The following is a 17798-nucleotide window of genomic DNA, read 5'->3' as shown; positions in this document are numbered from 1 at the left end:
GGCGCCGCCGCGGCGGTGGGCGCTGGAGCTCCCGCGTTGGGGCCCCTCTGGTGGGGGGGGGGGGGGGCCGGGGTCGCCCCCCCCCCCTACCGAGAGCGCTCTCAGAGTGCGTCGGCCAATGTGCTCCCCGCCACTCGCACCGTCAAGAGGTAGAACCGAGAAACTCCTTGCGCCGCAAGGGAGTTCACGCCATGAAGGGGGGATTACGGGACATCCCCCGAACGGTGCTCCCCGCCGTCATGGGCCGACCAGGGCAGGTTCCAGCCGTGGAGGCGGTCGGAGGGGGCGGGTGGTCGGCCGTAGGGCGCGTGGGAGGTCCGGGAATCCTGTGTCGCCGTCCTTCGGGTCCAGGCCCGGTGTGTGCCGGTACGCCGGCTTTCGGGTCCGGGCCCGGTGTGTGCCGGTACGGCCGTCCTACGGGTCCGGTTCGGCGCGCGCCGACACGGGGTCCCTCGTCCCCGCGCGGGCCGGCTGCTCCGGCCGGGGCTGCCAGCCCAGGGCCCGCGAGATCCCGCGCGCCGCCAGCCGGACCGCCGGGACCAGCGCCGGTACCTGACCGTCGCGCCAGGGCACCACGACCGACACCGCCGCGACCACGGCCCCGCCCGCCCCGCGCACCGGAGCGGCGACCGACAGCGCGTCGTCGGTGACCTGACGGCTGCTCACCGCGACGCCGGTACGGCGCACCTCGGCGAGCTCGCGGCGCAGCCGTGCCGCGTCGGTGATCGTGTGCGAGGTGAACGCGGTCAACGGCCCGCGGCAGTAGGCCTCCTGGAACGCGGGGTCGCCGTGGGCGAGCAGCGCCAGGCCGACTCCGGTCGCGTGCAGCGGCCAGCGGGCGCCGACCTGGATGCGGACGCCCACGGCGGAGCGTCCGGAGAGCCACTCGATGTACACGACCTCGGCGCCGTCGCGGACCGCCATCTGCACGTTCTCGTGCGTGGCCTCGTACAGGTCCTCCAGGAACGGCAGCGCGGACTGCCGCAGCGCCAGGCCGCGGGGAGCCAGTGCCGCGAGCTCCCACAGGCGCAGCCCCACGTGGTAGGCGCCGTCCTCGTCCCGTTCCAGCGCGCCCCAGTCGGTGAGCGCGCCCACCAGCCGGTGCGCGGTGGTGAGGCTGAGCCCGGCCCGGCGGCTGATGTCCGTCAGGCACAGCGCCGGGTGCTCGTGGTCGAAGGCGGCGAGCACGGCGAGCAGCCGGCCGGGCGCCGAGAGCGGGGTCACGCGCGCGGTCCGGTGTCCGTGATCCGCCGCCGGGGAGCGGGCGGGGCGGTCCGCCCCGCCCCGCCCCCGGGCGGGGGCGGTTCGTACGTCCTTGGCACCTCGCACAGCATGCCGCGCGGAGGGGTCGGCAACAACCGTGGAGACAGGCACGGGTGGAACCGACGGCGGCGGGAGGCCCGTCGCCGTCCCGGCCTCACCGCACCCGCTCACCCGCGACGGCCGGCCCCCACTGATCGTCGCCCGTCACGAGCGCGCGCCCTAAGGGCTGTCCCGTGATCCCCGGTGGATCAGCGCGCGGCGTCGGATGCGGTGCAGCGCAAGGCGGAGGGTCGTCCTCATACTGGGTGTATTCGGGCGATCCGACAACGCGGCGAGGTGCCGTAGCTGTCGTCGTGCGCCCGCCGGGGATTACGGGACAGCCCTCAGCGGCCGCCCACCACATCGACGAAGACGGGGTTCGCGTAGAACCAGGTGTCGACCCAGGGGTCGCCGTCCCCCGGCACGTGCGGTACCGGGCCGTGCGGGTCGACCGAGGCGCCGAGGTAGCCCGTGCCGTGGCGGTTGCCGTCGCTGCCGCGCAGCCGCACGTAGAAGGACTCCTCCCCGGCGACCAGCGGAATACGCAGGGTGTACGTCCCCTTCCGGCCGCCCACGTCCACCGTCCGCACCACCCTGGTGTCCGGGGCCCGCCAGTCGTCGCGGTCGGCCGCCGGGCCGCGCACCGCGCCGCGGATGACGTCGACGTGGGCCAGCTTCGGCAGGATGTCGTGGGGGTTGGGGCGCGAGGCGGCGGTGACGGTGACCGTCAGGGTGAGTCTCTCGCCCGCGCGGGCGCGCAGCCGTCCGCCCATCGTCACACCGCGTCCGTGGTCGCGGTCCCGCTTCAGCCGGACGTCGAGGCCGTCCAGCAGATGGCCGTGGTCGAGCCAGACCCGGCCCGCGCGCAGGCCCGCCATCACGGCGCGGTGGCCGTAGCGGGTCACGCCCACGTGGGTGCGGCTGAACTGGCCGGGCCAGAAGTCGCCGCCCGGCTGCGGGGTGCCGGTGTCGACGGGGTCCGGGAGGCGCCCGGTGTCGTCGAAGTTCTGCCCGGGTGCCCAGTCGCCGTTCTTCCAGGTGTCGAAGACGACGCGGTGCACGTCGGAGTTGGTGGTGACGGTGAAGAGCCTGCCCTCGGCGAGCATCGCGTCCCACATGCCGCCCACGGTCGCGGTCATCCAGTCGAAACCGCCGTAGAGGACGTAGGCGTCCTCCGCGTAGCCCGGCCAGGAGCTCCCGGAGGGCTTGTTGGTGTACTCGCCGCGCTGCTGACCCGAGCCGACCCAGCCCGGGATGCCGCCGCCCTGGGCGCCCGGCGCGCCCTCCATGCCGATCATGACCTCGGGTGCCGCGTCCCGCCAGCCGCGCATCTCGTGCGGGGAGTCGATGCCCAGGCGCAGCGGGTGGTTGGCCAGGACGAGCACGTCGTCGACGTATCCGGTGCGCCGCTGCTCGGCGAGCCACCGGATGGCCTTGACCGCGTGGGCCTCGTTGCGCGCCGTGTCCGGATGGGAGGCGGCGCCTTCGGTGTAGCCCAGCAGCTTGCCGTCGTAGGCGAGTTCGAAGCGGGTGAGCAGATCCGTCTCGTGCGGTCCGGGCGCCGCGAAGACGGTGGCGTGCTCGGCGGCCGGGATGTACCACTCCAGTCCCTGGAAGATCAGCTGGCGCGGGTTCTCGGCACGCGCCCGGAGGATCTCCTGATGCTCCAGCCGCGCCCCGTGGGCGGCGTGGCCGAAGTTGGAGTGCTCGTTGAAGACCATCCAGTCCAGGCCGTACCGGGCGCCTGCCCGGGCGAGCTGGGAGAACGTGTACTTCGCGTCGTGGCTGTACACGGAGTGGACGTGGTGGTCGCCGACGAGGTAGGCGAGGCGCGGGTCGTCGCCGCCGAGGCCCCGGCCCTGGGCGACGGCCTTCGCGGCCGGCGGACCGACCGCGAAGGCCGCACCGAACAGGCCCGCCCGGCGCAGGAGCCGGCGTCTGGAGACACCCTGCGGATCGAGGTGCGCGGGGGAGACGGACGGGTCGGCCCAGGTGGGCAGGCGTTGTTCGGTCATGGCCGGGTGGCTCCCTCGGTCAGTGGTTCATGAACGACGTGACGGGAAGGGCGCGTTCGACGATCCGTACGTCGCCGAGCAGGCCGTGCAGGATCTGGTCGATCTTCCCCGCGTACTCGTAGCCGCCGAGCAGCCAGGGCAGCCCGAGCGAGGTGAGTCCGACGGCGGAGGTGTGCGGATTGCGTGCCACCGGGCAGCCCTGGACGTACATCGTGGTGTGCCGGCCGTCGTTGACGACGGCGACGTGCCACCACCGCTCGCGTGCCGTCTCGTCGCCCCAGTTGGTGACGATGCCCTGCTGGTCGAGCGGCCGCGCCGCCCACTGCGGACCCGGCCCGTCGGACAGCGAGAGCGTGGCCAGGGGCTCGTCGGGGTCGTCGGCCGTCTTGCCCGCGGCACCGCCCGTTCCGGTGCGGCTGACCAGCGCGGCCCACGCGTGGTGGGAGGCGTCCCAGTCGGCGGGGAGCCGGTAGAAGGCTTCGATGGTGTAACCGTGGTCGAACGTCGCGGAGTTGAGCGGCGCCCCCTCGACCGTACGCAGATAGGCGCCGGTCAGCGGTGGCTTGCCGCCCTGGAAGGCGAGGCTGCCGTGTCCCGGCTGGTCGGGGTGGTGCGCCGACGACCAGGTGAGCGCGCCGCCGCCGACCCGGACCACGGACAGGTCGTTGCCGTGCCCGGACAGGTCACGGACGGTGCCCTCGGCCGTCGCGCCGTCCGGGTGTCCGTCGAAGCGCCAGTAGCCGACGGTGCCCCGGACGAGCATCCGCGCGGCGGGCCGGGACGGGCGCGCCGGTACCGGCGCGAAGCCCGCGAACCGCTGCTCGAAGTCGATGGCGACCGAGAACCGGTCGGCGTCGCCGCTGAGTTCGATCTCCTGCCGCTCCAGCTCGTTGAGCCCCTCGGCGGCCCGGCCGAGGATCCAGGGCGAGATCGTCTCGACGTCGATGGTGTTCCGGTCGAGGTCGAAGCGGTAGAGACGGATCATCGCCGCACCACCGTAGTAACGGTTCTGATAGTTGGTCAGGTGCAGGTGCACGTCGTGGCCGGCCGCGTTCGTGCGGGTGGCGCGGGCGGCGGGCCAGTAGTGCCCGTTCAGGGTCAGGAAGATCTGGTCCTGGTCGTGGACCAGTTCGTCCCAGAGCTGCCCGCCGTACGAGGAGAGGGTGTCGTCCTCGACGACGAGTTCGTGCGTGGTGAGGATGACGGGGGTCCCCGGGTGCCGGGCGATGACGTCCTTCGCCCACGCGTAACCCCGCGCCGACAGCCGCCAGTCCAGGGCGAGGACGAGCCACTCACGGCCGCCCGCCTCGAAGACGTGGAAGGTGTTGTAGCCGTCGGGGGACGCACCGCGGAACGTACGGCTGCCGTGGAAACGCCGCGGTCCGAAGGTCGTGAGATACGGGGTGGAGCCGCGCTGGTCGTCGGTGGAGGACCCCACGTCGTGGTTGCCCGCGAGCACGCTGTAGCCCACACCGCGCCGGTCGAGCACCTCGAACGCCTTGCCCGCCGCGTCGAACTCGGCCTGCGCGCCGTGCTCGGTGAGGTCGCCCAGGTGCGTGAGGAAGACGATGTTCTCGTCCTCACCGTGCTCCAGCAGGTACCGCAACGACGCCTCGATCGGGGCGGGGTTGATGCTCGGCCCGTCGAAGAGGTACTGGGTGTCGGGCATGACGGCGAGGGTGAAGCGCCGGCTGTCCGGGTCGGGCCGATGACCTCCGCCCGTGGACGCGGTCGCGGCCCGCGCGGTGGCCGCGGGCAGCGTGGCCGCGGCGGTCGCGGCGCCGATCAGAGCCGTGGCGCGCAGGAAGCCACGTCTGCCGGCCTCGGCCTGTTCGGCCTCGGCCCGCTCGGGCTGCGTCCGGGCATGCGAAGTACACACGTCTGCTCCATCGGGAAGAAGGTGGGGTACGAGTGGGGTCAGAGCAAGCGCAGCGTCCAGGACCAGCGGTGGGTGCCGGCCCGGACGAGATGGCGGGGCGAGGTGTCGGGCCCGCACGAGGCGGTGCCCAGGCCGCGGTGGGCGGCGTCGAGGTGGACCACGCAGCCGGGCCGCGCCACCAGTTCGTCGTGGTGGGCGGCGGCGGACAGGTCCTCGGCGCGGTAGCGGGTCACGGACACCTGACGCGGCTCGTCCAGCGCGACCGTGAGCCCCGTGGCGTCCGGCGTCGAGAGCGTGAAGCGGCGCACACCGTGCCGTCCGCCGCTCTCCTGCGGCCGCAGATAGGGGGTGAACAGCTCGTCCACGGCGAGTGAGTGATGGCCCACGGGCGCGCCCGCGCTGCGGTCCGGATAGGACTCCCAGGGGCCCTGCCCGTACCACTCCAGGACGTCGAGTCCGGGGACCGTCTCGAAGACGGAGCCGACCCGTGGCAGGTCGGCGAGGCCCTCCGGCAGTTCGGCCGTCTCCTCGATCCGTGTCCCGCCCTCGACGCGGGTGAACACCTGCTCGTGGCGCATGGTTCCGGCGCGGGTCGCGTACGCGGCGACCACGGTGACGGCCGCGCTCCCGCGCCGCACGTCGAGCACCGTGCGTTCCGGCGCGTCGAGCCCCCAGGCCCGCCAGCGCGCCGCCATGCCGCCCAGTTCGTCGTTGTCGGTCGGCGTCCGCCACAGCGAGAGCACGGGGGCGGCGGTGAGCAGGGGATGGACGAGCAGGCCGTCCTCGTCGACCTCGACGGGCGGACCCGGCAGGGTGGCCGGCACCGTGGGGGCGGCCGCTCGCAGCCGCACCTGCGGCACGCACACCTCGGTGCCCCGCGGCGCCCACGCCTCCTCGCCGGCCGTCGTCACCCGCAGCGTCAGCCAGGCCTCGCCGCCCTCGTCGGGCAGCGTGAACGGCATCGGCATCACGGCCGACCCACCCGCCGGTACGCGGGGCAGTTCGGCCGGCGCGGTCCGGGTGGCGCCGGCCGCGAGGGACAGCCGCCACTCGGCGGCCAGCCACTCCAGCCCGCGGAAGTGCTGGTGATTGGTCACCCGCAGCTCGCCCCCGGCGTACGCCAGGCGCACCGGCGCGGCGATCTCCCGGTGCTCGAACATCACCGGCTTGGGTGTGCGGTCGGGGAAGACCACCCCGTCGGCGACGAAGGCACCGTCGTGGACCGCCTCGCCGAAGTCGCCGCCGTAGGCCCAGCGGTGGCCCGGGGCGGTGACGCCGTGGTCGTACAGCCCGGCGCCACCGCGCCCGGCCGGTCTTCCGTCGCTCACGCGCTGAAGAATGCCGTGGTCCCAGAACTCCCAGATGAAACCGCCCTGAAGCCCCGGGGTGGACTCGATGGCCTCCCAGTGGTCGGCGAGCGTGCCGTTGCTGTTACCCATGGCGTGCGAGTACTCGCACTGGATGAGCGGCTTGGTCTGCCGGCCGGACAGGGCGTGCGCGACGCAGTCCTCGACGGGCGCGTACATGGGGCAGGCGATGTCGGACGCGACCCCCGGATCGGCCCAGTCCAGTTTGGCCGCGCCTTCGTACTGGAGGGGGCGCGTGGGGTCGTGGCGGCGGACCCAGCCCGCGGCGGCGTCGTGGTTGGCGCCGTAGTCGGACTCGTTCCCCAGCGACCAGACGAGGACACAGGGGTGGTTCTTGTCGCGCAGTACCATCCGGGAGACGCGGTCCACGAAGGCGCCGAGATAGCGCGGGTCGTCGGCGATCTCGTGGGCGTGGTCGTGCGCCTCGATGTTCGCCTCGTCGACCACGTAGAAGCCGAGTTCGTCGGCGAGGTCGAGCAGCGAGGGGTCGTTGGGGTAGTGGGCGGTGCGGATCGCGTTGAAGCCGAAGCGCTTCAGCGTCACGAGGTCCGCGCGCATGTCCTCGTACGACACGGTGCGGCCCGTCAGGGGGTGGAAGTCGTGCCGGTTGATGCCCCGGATGTAGATCCGCTCGCCGTTGAGGAGCAGGTCCCGGCCGCGGATCTCGACCTCGCGGAAGCCCACCCGGTGGTGAGAGGTGTCGGCGACCGAGCCGTCGGCGCGGTGCAGTCGTACGGTCAGGGGGTGGAGCGCGGGGGTCTCCGCGGTCCAGGGACGCGCGTCGGCGACGACCGTGCTGAGGCGGGCCTCGCCGAGGAAGTCGGAGACCCGCCCGTCGTCCTCCTTGAACCGCTCGAACTCCGCGTCCTGGGTCAGGAGATGTCCGTCCACCTCACCGGTGACGTACCAGCCGGCCGGCAGCGCGCCTCCCGCGTCGCGCACCTGGCAGTCGACGCGCAGCGTGCCGTCGCACCGCGTGCGCACGGTCACGTCGGCCAGCCGCAGTGGATCGGTCGTGTACAGCAGGACCGGGCGGGTGATGCCCGCGTGCCACCACTGGTCCTGGTCCTCCAGGTGCGAGGCGTCCGACCACTTGACGACGGTGAGCCGCACCACCGCGCGCGCACCGGGCCGTACGACGCCGGTGAGGTCGAACTCGGCGGCGAGATGCGAGTCCTTGGAGACGCCGACCGGCCGCCCGTCCACGTGGACCAGCAGCACGCTCCCGGCGGCGCCGACCTGGAGCACGATCCGGCGTCCGGCCCACCCGGCGGGGACGTCCACCTCGCGCTCGTACACCCCGGTGGGGTTGGCGGCGGGGGAGTCGGGCGGGAACTCCCCCCAGGGCATGGCGAAGTTGGTGTACTGCGGCAGGTCGTCGGTGTCCTGCACGGTCCAGGCGCCCGGGACCCGCTGGGCGGACCAGACGCCGGGGTCCGGGGCGTCCGGCGAGGGCCGCAGCTGGAAGCGCCAGTCGCCGTCCAGGGAGAGGGCGCCGGGCCGACGGTCCAGTGCGTTCATCGGCAGCCGCCCCCAGGAGGTCACCTCGGGTGACTCCCAGGGGCGGAGCGCGCGGAGCGGGTCGCCCATCAGCGGATGGCCCCCTTGCCGAGGTCCGCGATGATCTGCCGGGCGCCGATCGCGAAGACGATCAGCAGGGGGACGAGGGCGAGGAGCGCGCCGGTCATGACCATTCCGTAGTCGGTGGTGCCGTGGACACCGTTGAGCTGGGAGAGCGCGACCTGGAGGGTCACGTTGTCGGGGTTGGTGAGGGCGATCAGGGGCCAGGCGTAGTCGTTCCACTGGCCCATGAAGGTGAAGATGCCGAGGAAGGCGAGGCCCGGCCGGACGACCGGGAGCGCCACGTGCCAGTACTGGCGCAGGAATCCGGCCCCGTCGAGCTTCGAGGCGTCGAGCAGCTCGTCGTGGATGGCGCTCCTCATGTACTGGCGCATCCAGAAGATGCCGAACGCGTTGGCCGCGGCGGGGACGATCAGCGCGGTCATCGAGCCGATCCAGCCCAGCTTCGCCATGATGACGAACTGCGGGATGGCCTGGAGCTGGGCCGGGACCATGAAGATGGCCATCATCAGCGCGAACAGCACCCGGCGTCCGGGGAAGCGGAACTTGGCGAAGACGAACGCGGCCAGCGAGTCGAAGAACAGGACCAGGACGGTCACCGAGCCGGCCACCAGCAGCGAGTTGAACATCGACCCGAAGAAGTCGACGTTGTCGAAGAGGTGGCGGGCGTTCTCGAGGAAGTGCGAGCCGGGCAGCAGCTTCGGCGGGTAGGAGAAGATCTCGGTCGACGAGTGCGTCGACATGATCACGGCCCAGTAGAACGGTAGGACCGAGAGCAGCAGACCGGCGATCAGGACGAGGTGGAGGCTGATGCCCCGGCGTCGTGAACCCTTGGGGGATGCCATGGCGGGGGCCTCCTAGTCTTCGCCCCGGCGCTGCACCAGCCGCCAGTTGATGATCGAGAAGATGATGACGACGAGGAAGATGCCCCAGGCCACGGCGGCTCCGTAGCCGAAGTCGTTGTTGTCGAAGGTCTGCTGGAAGAAGTAGAGGACCATGGTCTGGCCCGAGTGGCCCGGACCTCCCGCGAACGACGAGTTGTTGTCGGTGGTCTGGAGGAGCACCTGGGGCTCGGAGAACGTCTGCAGTCCGGTGACCGTCGAGATGACGAGCACGAAGAGCAGCACCGGTCGCATCAGCGGCAGAGTGATCCGGAAGAAGGTCTGCACGGGCCCGGCGCCGTCCATCCGCGCCGCCTCGTACAACTCGCCGGGAACCGTCTGGAGTCCGGCGAGGAAGATGATCGCGTTGTACCCGGTCCACTGCCAGGTCATCAGCGTCGCGACGGCGACCTTGATGCCCCAGGGGCTGTTCAGCCATGCCACCTGGTCCAGCCCGACCCCCTGCAACAGGGCGTTCACCAGGCCGAAGTTGGTGGAGAAGACCGAACCGAAGATGATCGCGACGGCCACGATCGAGGTGACGTTCGGCAGGAAGTAGGCGAAGCGGTAGACGTTCTTGAAGCGCACCGCGGAGTTGAGCAGCACGGCCGTGACCATCGACAGGAAGATCATCGGGAAGGTGGCAAGACCCCAGATGACGAGCGTGTTCCCGATCGAGCTCCAGAACTGACTGTCCGCCAGCAGATAGCGGTACTGGGACAGTCCCGCGAACTCCATCGGCCCGAGGCCGTCCCAGCGGTGGAAGGACAGGTAGAGGGAGAAGCCGACCGGGACCAGGCCGAAGGCGAGGAAGAGCAGATAGAAGGGGGAGATCGCGGCGTACAGCCGCCAGTGGCTGAGGACACCCTTCTCCGGGTGGGTGGCCGGTGGGCGGGTGACCGTGGGCGGGGGTGGCGTCTCCAACACCGGTGCGGTGGCCATCAGTAGCTCACCCCCAGGTGGTCGGCGATGCGCCGGCACTTGCTCATGGCGTCCCTCCAGGCCTTCTCCGGGTTCTTGCCGAGGACGTAGAAGTTCCGCAGCTCGTCGTTGATCGGGGTGCTGAGCGCGACGTCGTAGGGGCTGTTGAAGGCGACCGGGACCTTCCGCGCCGCCGGACCGAAGACGTCCATGGTGACCTGGCCGCCGAAGAACGGATCGGGTTCGCGCAGTTGCCTCATGGCGTACGAGGCCGGGGTCGAGGGGAAGAGCACGGAGTCGACGAACCCCTGGGCCTGGTTGCCGGCGTCGAGCATCCAGGTGATCATCTCGAAGGCCTTCTCCGGCTCCCGGCAGGCCTTCGTGATCGCCAGGAACGAGCCCCCGATGTTGGACGGTCCGCCGGGACAGTCCGCGACCCGCCATCTGCCCTTGGTCCTCGGCACGTTGAGCTTGATGTCGCCGGCCGCCCAGGAGGCGTTCAGCTGGCTGGGCAGCAGACCCCGCTCGGTGGCGGAGGTGTTGTCCGGCGTGCCGTTGACGATCTTCGAGACCAGGCCGCGGTGGGTGGCCTCGACGGCGCGGTCCCAGGCGGTGCGCACGTGCTCCTGGTCGCCGATGAAGTGCCGGTCCCTGTCGACGAACCGCTTGGTCGACTGATTGACCGAGATGCTGAAGACGCTCAGCGCGTCGGTCAGGATGAAGGAGCCCGGGACCCGCTTCCTGAGCTGCTCACCGGCCGCGAAGAACTGCTCCCAGGTGGCCAGTTCCCGGGAGACGTCGGCCGGCTCGTACGCCAGTCCCGCCTTCTCGAAGACGGCCGGCTGGTAGTAGTGGGCGACCGGGCCGCAGTCGATGGGGAAGCCCACCATCGAGCCGTCCTCGGCGATGGCCTGGTCCCATTTCCAGCCCAGGTACCGGTCCTTGAGCTTGTCGGCGCCCAGCGTCCGCAGGTCCACGAACTGGTCGGAGTCGGGCAGGTACGAGGCCATGTCCTCGCCCTTGAGCCCGGCGATGTCCGGGATGTGGGCGCGCCCGGTCAGTGTCGTCAGCAGCTTCGAGCGGTAGTAGCCGCCGATCTGGATGGCCTGGAGGTTCACCGCGCTGTCGTAGCGGGCCCGGGCGTCCTTGACGACCTTCGGGCTCAGTCCGCCGCTCCAGTACCAGAGCACCATGTCCCGTCCGGTCGAGCCGGTCGGGACGCCGCAGCCGGCCGTCAGGCCGCCGAGCGTCGTGGCGGCCGCTCCGGCCAGACCGGCGCGGAGCAGGCCCCTTCGTGAGAGCCGCACTGCTCCCACCGCCTTTCGGATCTTTTCGGTCTTCGTGTACGAGGGGTCGAACGATGTGTACGAGGGGTCGTACGGGGTGTCGCGTCGGGGGTCATCGGGGGGTGCTCGGCCGCCGTGCGGTGTCGGGGGGAGTCACCGGTGCGTGGTGGACGGGCGGACCGGGGTCCGCCGGGACGCGCTCGGCCAGGAAGCCGTACGTACGGCGCAGGCCGGGGTCCCGCAGCGACCGCCACCAGTGGTGGACGCCGTACCAGCCGGGCGCGGCGAGGGCCCCGCCGTGCCGGCGTACCGAGAGCCCGGCGGCGAGTACCGCGAAGCGCAGCCGTTCCTCCAGTGGCCAGCCGCCGAGCGAGGCGGCGACGAAGCTCGCGCCGAAGACGTCCCCGGCCCCCGTCGCGTCCAGGACATCGATGTCGAGGGCCGCGACCTCCGCGTACTCGCCCGTCGTCTGGTCCATGGCCATCGCGCCGTCGCCGCCGCGGGTGACCACGGCGACCGGTACCAGTTCGGCCATCGCGCCGAGCGCCGCGCCCGCGCTGCCGGTGCGTGTGTACGCCATCGCCTCGGCCTCGTTGGGGAGGAAGGCGTGGCACAGGGAGAGCTGGTCGAGCAGGTCGCGCGACCACCGCTGGGTGGGGTCCCAGCCGACGTCCGCGTAGATCCGGGTGCCGTTCGCGGCGGCCTTGGCGAGCCAGGCGCGCGGCTCGGCCTCCAGGTGCACGAGGGCGGTGCGCGCCGCGGGCGGGTCGCCCATCAGCTCGTCCTGGGAGTACGGCGGTTGCCGGCCGTGGGTGACCAGGGCCCGGTCGTCGCCGTGGGCGAGCGAGACGGTGACCGGGGTGTGCCAGTCCTCCGCGGTGCGCGAGAGGGAGAGGTCGACGCCTTCCTGGCCGGCGAGCACCTCGCGGCAGTACGCCCCGTAGTGGTCGTCGCCGAAGACCGTGGCCAGGGAGGTGCGCAGGCCGTAACGGGAGGCCGCCACGGCCAGGTTCGCGATGCCGCCCGGGCTCACGCCCATGCCCTCGGTCCAGATCTCCTCGCCGGGGGTCGGCGGCTTCCCCAGTCCGGTCAGGACGAGGTCGTAGAAGAGCAGCCCGGTCAGCAGGACATCGGGCCGTTCGTCACCCACGAGCACATCCTCTCGTCAAAAGTCTGCAAGCGGTGACCAGGATCGTGCGCGCATCGCTTCAATTTGGCAAGAGTCGAGCAGAACTGAGCATAGAAATGATTGAAGATGACGAGTACTGTTCACAGGGTGCTGGCAGAGCGACGACATCAACTCATCCTGCGGGCCCTGCGCTCCGGCGGGCCCGCGGCCGTGACCGATCTCTCCGAGCAGCTGGGCGTGAGCCCGGCCACGGTCCGCCGTGACCTGCTGAGACTTGAGGAGGAAGGCCTGCTGACGCGGGTGCACGGCGGCGCGGTCGTCGACGAGGGCGACCAGCCCTTCGCCGAGGTCGCCGAGGTCCGGGTGGCCGAGAAGGACGCCATCGCGGCCCGCGCCGCGTCGATGGTCCAGGACGGCCAGTCCGTCCTGCTGGACATCGGCACGACCGCCTACCGGCTGGCCAGGCAGCTGCACGGCCGCCGGATCACCGTGATCACCAGCAACCTGGTGGTCTACGAGGAGCTCGTGGACGACGAGAACATCGAACTGGTGCTGCTCGGCGGCATGGTCCGCCGCGAGTACCGCTCCCTGGTCGGCTTCCTCACCGAGGACAACCTGCGTCAGCTGCACGCCGACTGGCTCTTCCTCGGCACCAGCGGGGTGCGCTCGGGCGGACAGGTCATGGACACCACCGTCGTCGAGGTGCCCGTCAAGCGCGCCATGATCCAGGCCGGTGACAAGGTCGTCCTGCTCGCCGACCGCGCGAAGTTCCCGGGTACGGGCATGGCGCGGGTCTGCGGGCCCGAGGAACTGGACATGGTGGTCACGAACGGTCCGCCGGACCCGGCGACGCGGTCCTCGTTGGAAGAAGCGGGCGTGCAAGTGGTCGTGACGGGAAAGGCGGAGACGGCGTGAAGCTGACGATTCTGGGCGGCGGCGGGTTCCGGGTGCCGCTCGTGTACGGGGCACTGCTCGGGGACCGCGCCGAGGGCCGCGTCACCCGTGTCGTCCTGCACGACGTGGACGCGGCGCGGCTGACGGCCGTCGCCCGCGTACTGGCCGAGCAGGCCGCGGGGGACCCGGACGCCCCCGAGGTGTCCTTCACCACCGATCTCGACGACGCCCTGCGCGGCGCCGACTTCGTCTTCTCGGCGATCCGGGTCGGCGGCCTGGAAGGCCGCGCGGCGGACGAGCGGGTCGCCCTCGACGAGGATGTCCTCGGCCAGGAGACGGTCGGCGCCGGCGGCATCGCCTACGGTCTGCGCACGGTGCCGGTCGCCGTCGACATCGCCCGGCGGGTGGCCCGGCTCGCCCCCGACGCCTGGGTCATCAACTTCACCAACCCGGCCGGCCTGGTCACCGAGGCCATGTCCCGCCACCTCGGCGACCGCGTGATCGGCATCTGCGACTCGCCGGTCGGTCTCGGCCGCCGGATCGCCACCGTCCTCGGCGCGAACCCCCGCGAGGCCTTCATCGACTACGTCGGCCTCAACCACCTCGGCTGGGTACGCGGACTGCGCGTCGCGGGCAGGGACGAGCTGCCGCGGCTGCTCGCCGACCCCGCACTGCTCGGCTCCTTCGAGGAGGGCAAGCTCTTCGGCGCCGACTGGCTGCGCTCCCTGGGCGCCGTACCGAACGAGTACCTGCACTACTACTACTTCAACCGGGAAGCCGTCCGCGCCTACCAGCGCGCGGAGAAGACCCGCGGCGCGTTCCTGCGCGACCAACAGGGCAGTTTCTACGAGGAGATGAAGCACCCGGACACCGCCGCGCTCACCACGTGGGAGCGCACCCGGGCCGAGCGCGAGGCCACCTACATGGCCGAGAACCGGGACGCGGCCGGCGCGGGCGAGCGCGCCGCCGACGACCTCTCCGGCGGGTACGAGAAGGTGGCGCTCGCACTGATGCGGGCCATCGCCCGCGACGAGCGCACCACCCTGATCCTCAACGTCCGCAACCGCGGCACCCTCGCGGTGCTCGACACGGACGCGGTCATCGAGGTGCCCTGCCTCGTCGACGCCAACGGCGCGCACCCCGTCTCCGTCGCCCCGCTCCCCGGCCACGCCACCGGACTGGTGTGCGCGGTCAAGGCGGTGGAGCGCGAGGTGCTGTCCGCGGCCGAGTCCGGCTCGCGCACGACCGCCGTCAAGGCCTTCGCCCTGCACCCGCTGGTGGACTCGGTGAACGTGGCCCGGCGACTGGTCGACGGATACACCTCGGTCCACCCCGGCCTGGCGTACCTCACGTAGCGCTTCCCGCAAGCTTGGAGACATCTCATGCACGACGAACGCCGCCGGATCGAGGAGCGCGTCCAGCGCGTCCACGTCCAGCGCATCAAGCCCGCCGTCCACTCCGCCTCCGTACCCTTCGAGGTCGAGGCCTGGCAGGCGCCCGGTGAACCGGTGCCCTTCGCGGAGGCCGCCGCGGCACCGTACGAGCCCTTCGCGATGGGGACCCCCTGGGGGCCGCCGTGGGGCACCACCTGGTTCCGGATGCGCGGGAGGGTCCCGGAGGACTGGGCCGGCAGGCGTGTCGAGGCCGTCCTCGACCTCGGCTTCGTGGGGGACTGGCCCGGCAACCAGGCGGAGGCGCTGGTCCACCTCCCGGACGGGGCGCCGCTGAAGGCGGTCAACCCGCAGAACCAGTACGTGCCCATCGGCCGCCCGGCCGCGGGCGGGGAGCGCGTCGACTACCTCGTCGAGGCGGCCTCGAACCCCGACATCCTGGCGAACGACTTCGCGGCCCCGACCCCGCTCGGCGACCGGCTCACCGCGGGGTCCGCACCGCTCTACACCTTCCGGCGCGCCGACATCGCCGTTCTCGACGAGGACGTCTGGCACCTCGACCTCGACATCCAGGTGCTGCGCGAGCTGATGCTGGAGCTCGCGGAGACCGACCCGCGCCGCCACGAGATCATGATCGCGCTCGACCGGGCGCTGGACGCGCTGGACCTGGACGACGTCTCCGGGACGGCCGCCGCGGCGCGCGCCGTCCTGGCACCCACGCTGGCCAAGCCCGCGCACGCCAGCGCCCACACCCTCTCCGCCGTGGGTCACGCGCACATCGACTCCGCCTGGCTCTGGCCGATCCGCGAGACCAAGCGCAAGACCGCCCGCACCTTCTCGAACGTGACCGCGCTCGCCGAGGAGTACGAGGAGCTGGTCTTCGCCTGCTCGCAGGCCCAGCAGTACGAGTGGGTGCGCGACAACCACCCGCACGTGTGGGAGCGCATCAAGAAGGCGGTCGCGGACGGCAACTGGGCGCCGGTGGGCGGCATGTGGGTGGAGGCGGACGGCAACCTGCCCGGCGGTGAGGCGCTGGCCCGCCAGCTCGTCCACGGCAAGCGGTTCTTCATCGAGCACTTCGGCATCGAGACCAAGGGCGTGTGGCTGCCGGACTCCTTCGGCTACAACGCGGCCTACCCGCAGCTCGCCAGACTCGCGGGCAACGACTGGTTCCTGACCCAGAAGCTCTCCTGGAACCAGACCAACAAGCTGCCCCACCACAGCTTCTGGTGGGAGGGCCTCGACGGCACGCGCATCTTCACGCACTTCCCGCCCGTCGACACCTACAACGTGGAGTTCTCCGGCCAGGAGATGGCGCACGCCGTCCGCAATTACCAGGACAAGGGCCGCGGTTCGACGTCCCTCGCCCCCTTCGGCCACGGTGACGGCGGGGGCGGTCCCACCCGCGAGATGATGGAGCGGGCCCGCCGGCTGGCGAACCTGGAGGGCTCGGCGAAGGTCCGCGTCGAGCACCCGGACGCCTTCTTCGCCGCCGCGCGCGAGGAGATCCCCAAGGACCAGGTCTGGTCGGGCGAGCTCTACCTGGAGCTGCACCGCGCCACCTACACCTCGCAGGCGCGCACCAAACAGGGCAACCGGCGCAGCGAACACCTGCTGCGGGAGGCCGAGTTGTGGGCGACGACGGCCGCGCTGCGGGCACCGGCGTACTCCTACCCGTACGAGCAGCTCGACCGGCTCTGGAAGACGGTCCTGCTCCACCAGTTCCACGACATCCTGCCCGGTTCCTCGATCGCCTGGGTGCACCGGGAGGCCGAGGCGGAGTACGCGCGGGTGGCGCGGGAGCTGGAGGCGATCACGGTGGAGGCCGTGGCCGCGCTCGGCAGCGGCGGGACCCGGGTGTTCAACACCAGCCCGGTCGACCGCGCCGAGGTGGTGCGTACCCCCGTCGGCGTCCCGGTGTACGCCGAGGTCCCGGCGAACGGCAGCGCGCCGCTGGGCACGGACGGGCCCGCGCGGCCGGTGACCGTCGACGGCCGTGTCCTCGACAACGGTCTGGTCCGCGTCGAACTGGCCGAGGACGGCACCCTGGCCTCGGTCCGGGACCTGACGGCGGGCCGCGAGGTCCTCGCCGACAAGGGCAACCTCCTGCGACTGCACAGCGACCTGCCGAACCACTGGGACGCCTGGGACATCGACAAGCACTACCGGAACCGCTACACGGACCTGCTCGGCACCGAGTCCGTGACCGTGGTCGAGGACGGACCGCTGCTGGCCGCCGTACGGGTGGAACGCGCCTTCGGCAAGGGCTCGCGGATCGTGCAGACGATCACCGTGCGGGCGGGCAGCCGCCGGATCGACGTCGAGACCGAGATCGACTGGCACGAGGCGGAGAAGATCCTCAAGGCCGCCTTCCCGGTGGACATCAGGGCCCCGCACTCCTCCGCGGAGATCCAGTTCGGCCACGTCCAGCGCCCCACCCACACCAACACCAGCTGGGAGTCCGCCCGTTTCGAGGTCTACGGCCACCGCTGGGTGCACATCGCCGAGCCCGGCTACGGAGTCGCGGTCATCAACGACTCGACGTACGGCCACGACGTCTCCCGCACGGTCCGTGAGGACGGCGGTACGACGACGACCGTCCGTCTCTCCCTGGTGCGGGCCCCGCGCGTACCCGACCCCGACGCCGACCAGGGCAGGCACCGCTTCACCTACGCGCTGCTGCCAGGGGCGAGTGTCGAGGACGCGGTCGCCGAGGGCTACGCGCTCAACCTGCCGCTGCGTATGGCCGATTCGGCCGGCTGCGCCGTGCCGGTCGTCTCCGTGGACGGCGAGGGCGTGACGATCGAGGCGGTCAAACTCGCCGACGACACCTCGGGTGACGTCGTGGTGCGCCTCTACGAGTCGCGCGGCGGTCGGGCGGCCGGCACCCTGCGCACGGGCTTCCCGCTCGCGGCGGCCCATGTGACCGACCTGCTGGAACGCCCGCTGGAGGAGGCGGACACGGACGGGGACGCGGTGGCGGTGTCGCTGCGGCCGTTCGAGGTGCGGACCCTGCGGCTGGCCGTACGGAAGGACTGACGGTCCTGGGGCGCCGTGCCGAAGCGGGGGGGGGGGGGGGGGGGCGCGCGGCCGCGGGGGGCCGCCCCCCCCACCGGGGGGGGGGGGGGGGCAGCGCGAGTGGGGGTGGTGAG

At 71.9% G+C, this 17798-nt stretch carries 11 protein-coding genes; 3 read left to right on the top strand and 8 right to left on the bottom strand.

Annotation, left to right across the window (positions count from 1 at the left end; genetic code table 11):
- Positions 1-414: 414 nt before the first annotated feature.
- From ACFV2J_RS25945 to ACFV2J_RS25910, 8 genes are all read right to left on the bottom strand, one after another.
- Complete coding sequence (locus ACFV2J_RS25945; RefSeq protein ID WP_385440875.1) at positions 415-1224, bottom strand: IclR family transcriptional regulator; 810 nt, start codon at positions 1222-1224, stop codon at positions 415-417.
- A gap of 422 nt (positions 1225-1646) precedes the next feature.
- Positions 1647-3317 carry a histidinol-phosphatase gene (locus tag ACFV2J_RS25940; protein ID WP_385440872.1) on the bottom strand — a complete coding sequence of 557 codons (1671 nt, stop codon included), beginning with the start codon at positions 3315-3317 and terminating at the stop codon, positions 1647-1649.
- 19 nt (positions 3318-3336) lie between these two features.
- Positions 3337-5196 (bottom strand): LamG-like jellyroll fold domain-containing protein, encoded by a 1860-nt coding sequence (locus tag ACFV2J_RS25935; protein ID WP_385440869.1) that lies wholly within the window; start codon positions 5194-5196, stop codon positions 3337-3339.
- Between the two features lie 38 nt (positions 5197-5234).
- Positions 5235-8153 (bottom strand): glycoside hydrolase family 2 TIM barrel-domain containing protein, encoded by a 2919-nt coding sequence (locus tag ACFV2J_RS25930; protein ID WP_385087914.1) that lies wholly within the window; start codon positions 8151-8153, stop codon positions 5235-5237.
- Complete coding sequence (locus ACFV2J_RS25925) at positions 8153-8989, bottom strand: carbohydrate ABC transporter permease (protein ID WP_385087916.1); 837 nt, start codon at positions 8987-8989, stop codon at positions 8153-8155. Before ACFV2J_RS25925 ends, ACFV2J_RS25930 begins: the two co-directional genes overlap by 1 nt.
- Before the next feature lie 12 nt (positions 8990-9001).
- The gene (locus ACFV2J_RS25920; protein ID WP_385087918.1) at positions 9002-9967 is read right to left on the bottom strand and encodes a carbohydrate ABC transporter permease; all 966 of its coding nucleotides are present in this window, start codon (positions 9965-9967) and stop codon (positions 9002-9004) included.
- Positions 9967-11253 (bottom strand): ABC transporter substrate-binding protein, encoded by a 1287-nt coding sequence (locus ACFV2J_RS25915; protein WP_385087920.1) that lies wholly within the window; start codon positions 11251-11253, stop codon positions 9967-9969. Before ACFV2J_RS25915 ends, ACFV2J_RS25920 begins: the two co-directional genes overlap by 1 nt.
- Positions 11254-11344: 91 nt before the next feature.
- Positions 11345-12382: a carbohydrate kinase family protein gene (locus ACFV2J_RS25910; protein WP_385087922.1), complete on the bottom strand. Its 1038-nt coding sequence runs from the start codon at positions 12380-12382 to the stop codon at positions 11345-11347.
- Between the two features lie 126 nt (positions 12383-12508).
- On the opposite strand from ACFV2J_RS25910, the gene ACFV2J_RS25905 reads away from it, so the two are divergent.
- Genes ACFV2J_RS25905 through ACFV2J_RS25895 form a run of 3 tightly spaced genes read left to right on the top strand, consistent with a single transcriptional unit; the run spans position 12509 to position 17685 of the window.
- On the top strand, positions 12509-13276 hold the full coding sequence (locus ACFV2J_RS25905; protein ID WP_385087923.1) for a DeoR/GlpR family DNA-binding transcription regulator: 768 nt from the start codon (positions 12509-12511) through the stop codon (positions 13274-13276).
- On the top strand, positions 13273-14610 hold the full coding sequence (locus ACFV2J_RS25900; RefSeq protein WP_385440863.1) for a 6-phospho-beta-glucosidase: 1338 nt from the start codon (positions 13273-13275) through the stop codon (positions 14608-14610). Before ACFV2J_RS25905 ends, ACFV2J_RS25900 begins: the two co-directional genes overlap by 4 nt.
- Before the next feature lie 27 nt (positions 14611-14637).
- Entirely contained in the window at positions 14638-17685 is a 3048-nt protein-coding gene (locus ACFV2J_RS25895) for an alpha-mannosidase (protein ID WP_385087927.1), read from the top strand.
- Positions 17686-17798 lie beyond the last annotated feature (113 nt).

Source organism: Streptomyces sp. NPDC059668, from assembly GCF_042734135.1.
GTDB lineage: Bacteria > Actinomycetota > Actinomycetes > Streptomycetales > Streptomycetaceae > Streptomyces.
The sequence above is the reverse complement of the archived record's forward strand: the minus strand, read 5'-3'. Positions and strand labels throughout refer to the sequence as shown.

Excerpts from the sequence above, each read along its gene's own strand:
- ACFV2J_RS25940 (WP_385440872.1), bottom strand. The coding sequence starts at position 3,317 with ATGACCGAACAACGCCTGCCCACCTGGGCCGACCCGTCCGTCTCCCCC.
- ACFV2J_RS25930 (WP_385087914.1), bottom strand. The coding sequence starts at position 8,153 with ATGGGCGACCCGCTCCGCGCGCTCCGCCCCTGGGAGTCACCCGAGGTG.
- ACFV2J_RS25925 (WP_385087916.1), bottom strand. The coding sequence starts at position 8,989 with ATGGCATCCCCCAAGGGTTCACGACGCCGGGGCATCAGCCTCCACCTC.
- ACFV2J_RS25920 (WP_385087918.1), bottom strand. The coding sequence starts at position 9,967 with ATGGCCACCGCACCGGTGTTGGAGACGCCACCCCCGCCCACGGTCACC.
- ACFV2J_RS25895 (WP_385087927.1), top strand. The coding sequence starts at position 14,638 with ATGCACGACGAACGCCGCCGGATCGAGGAGCGCGTCCAGCGCGTCCAC.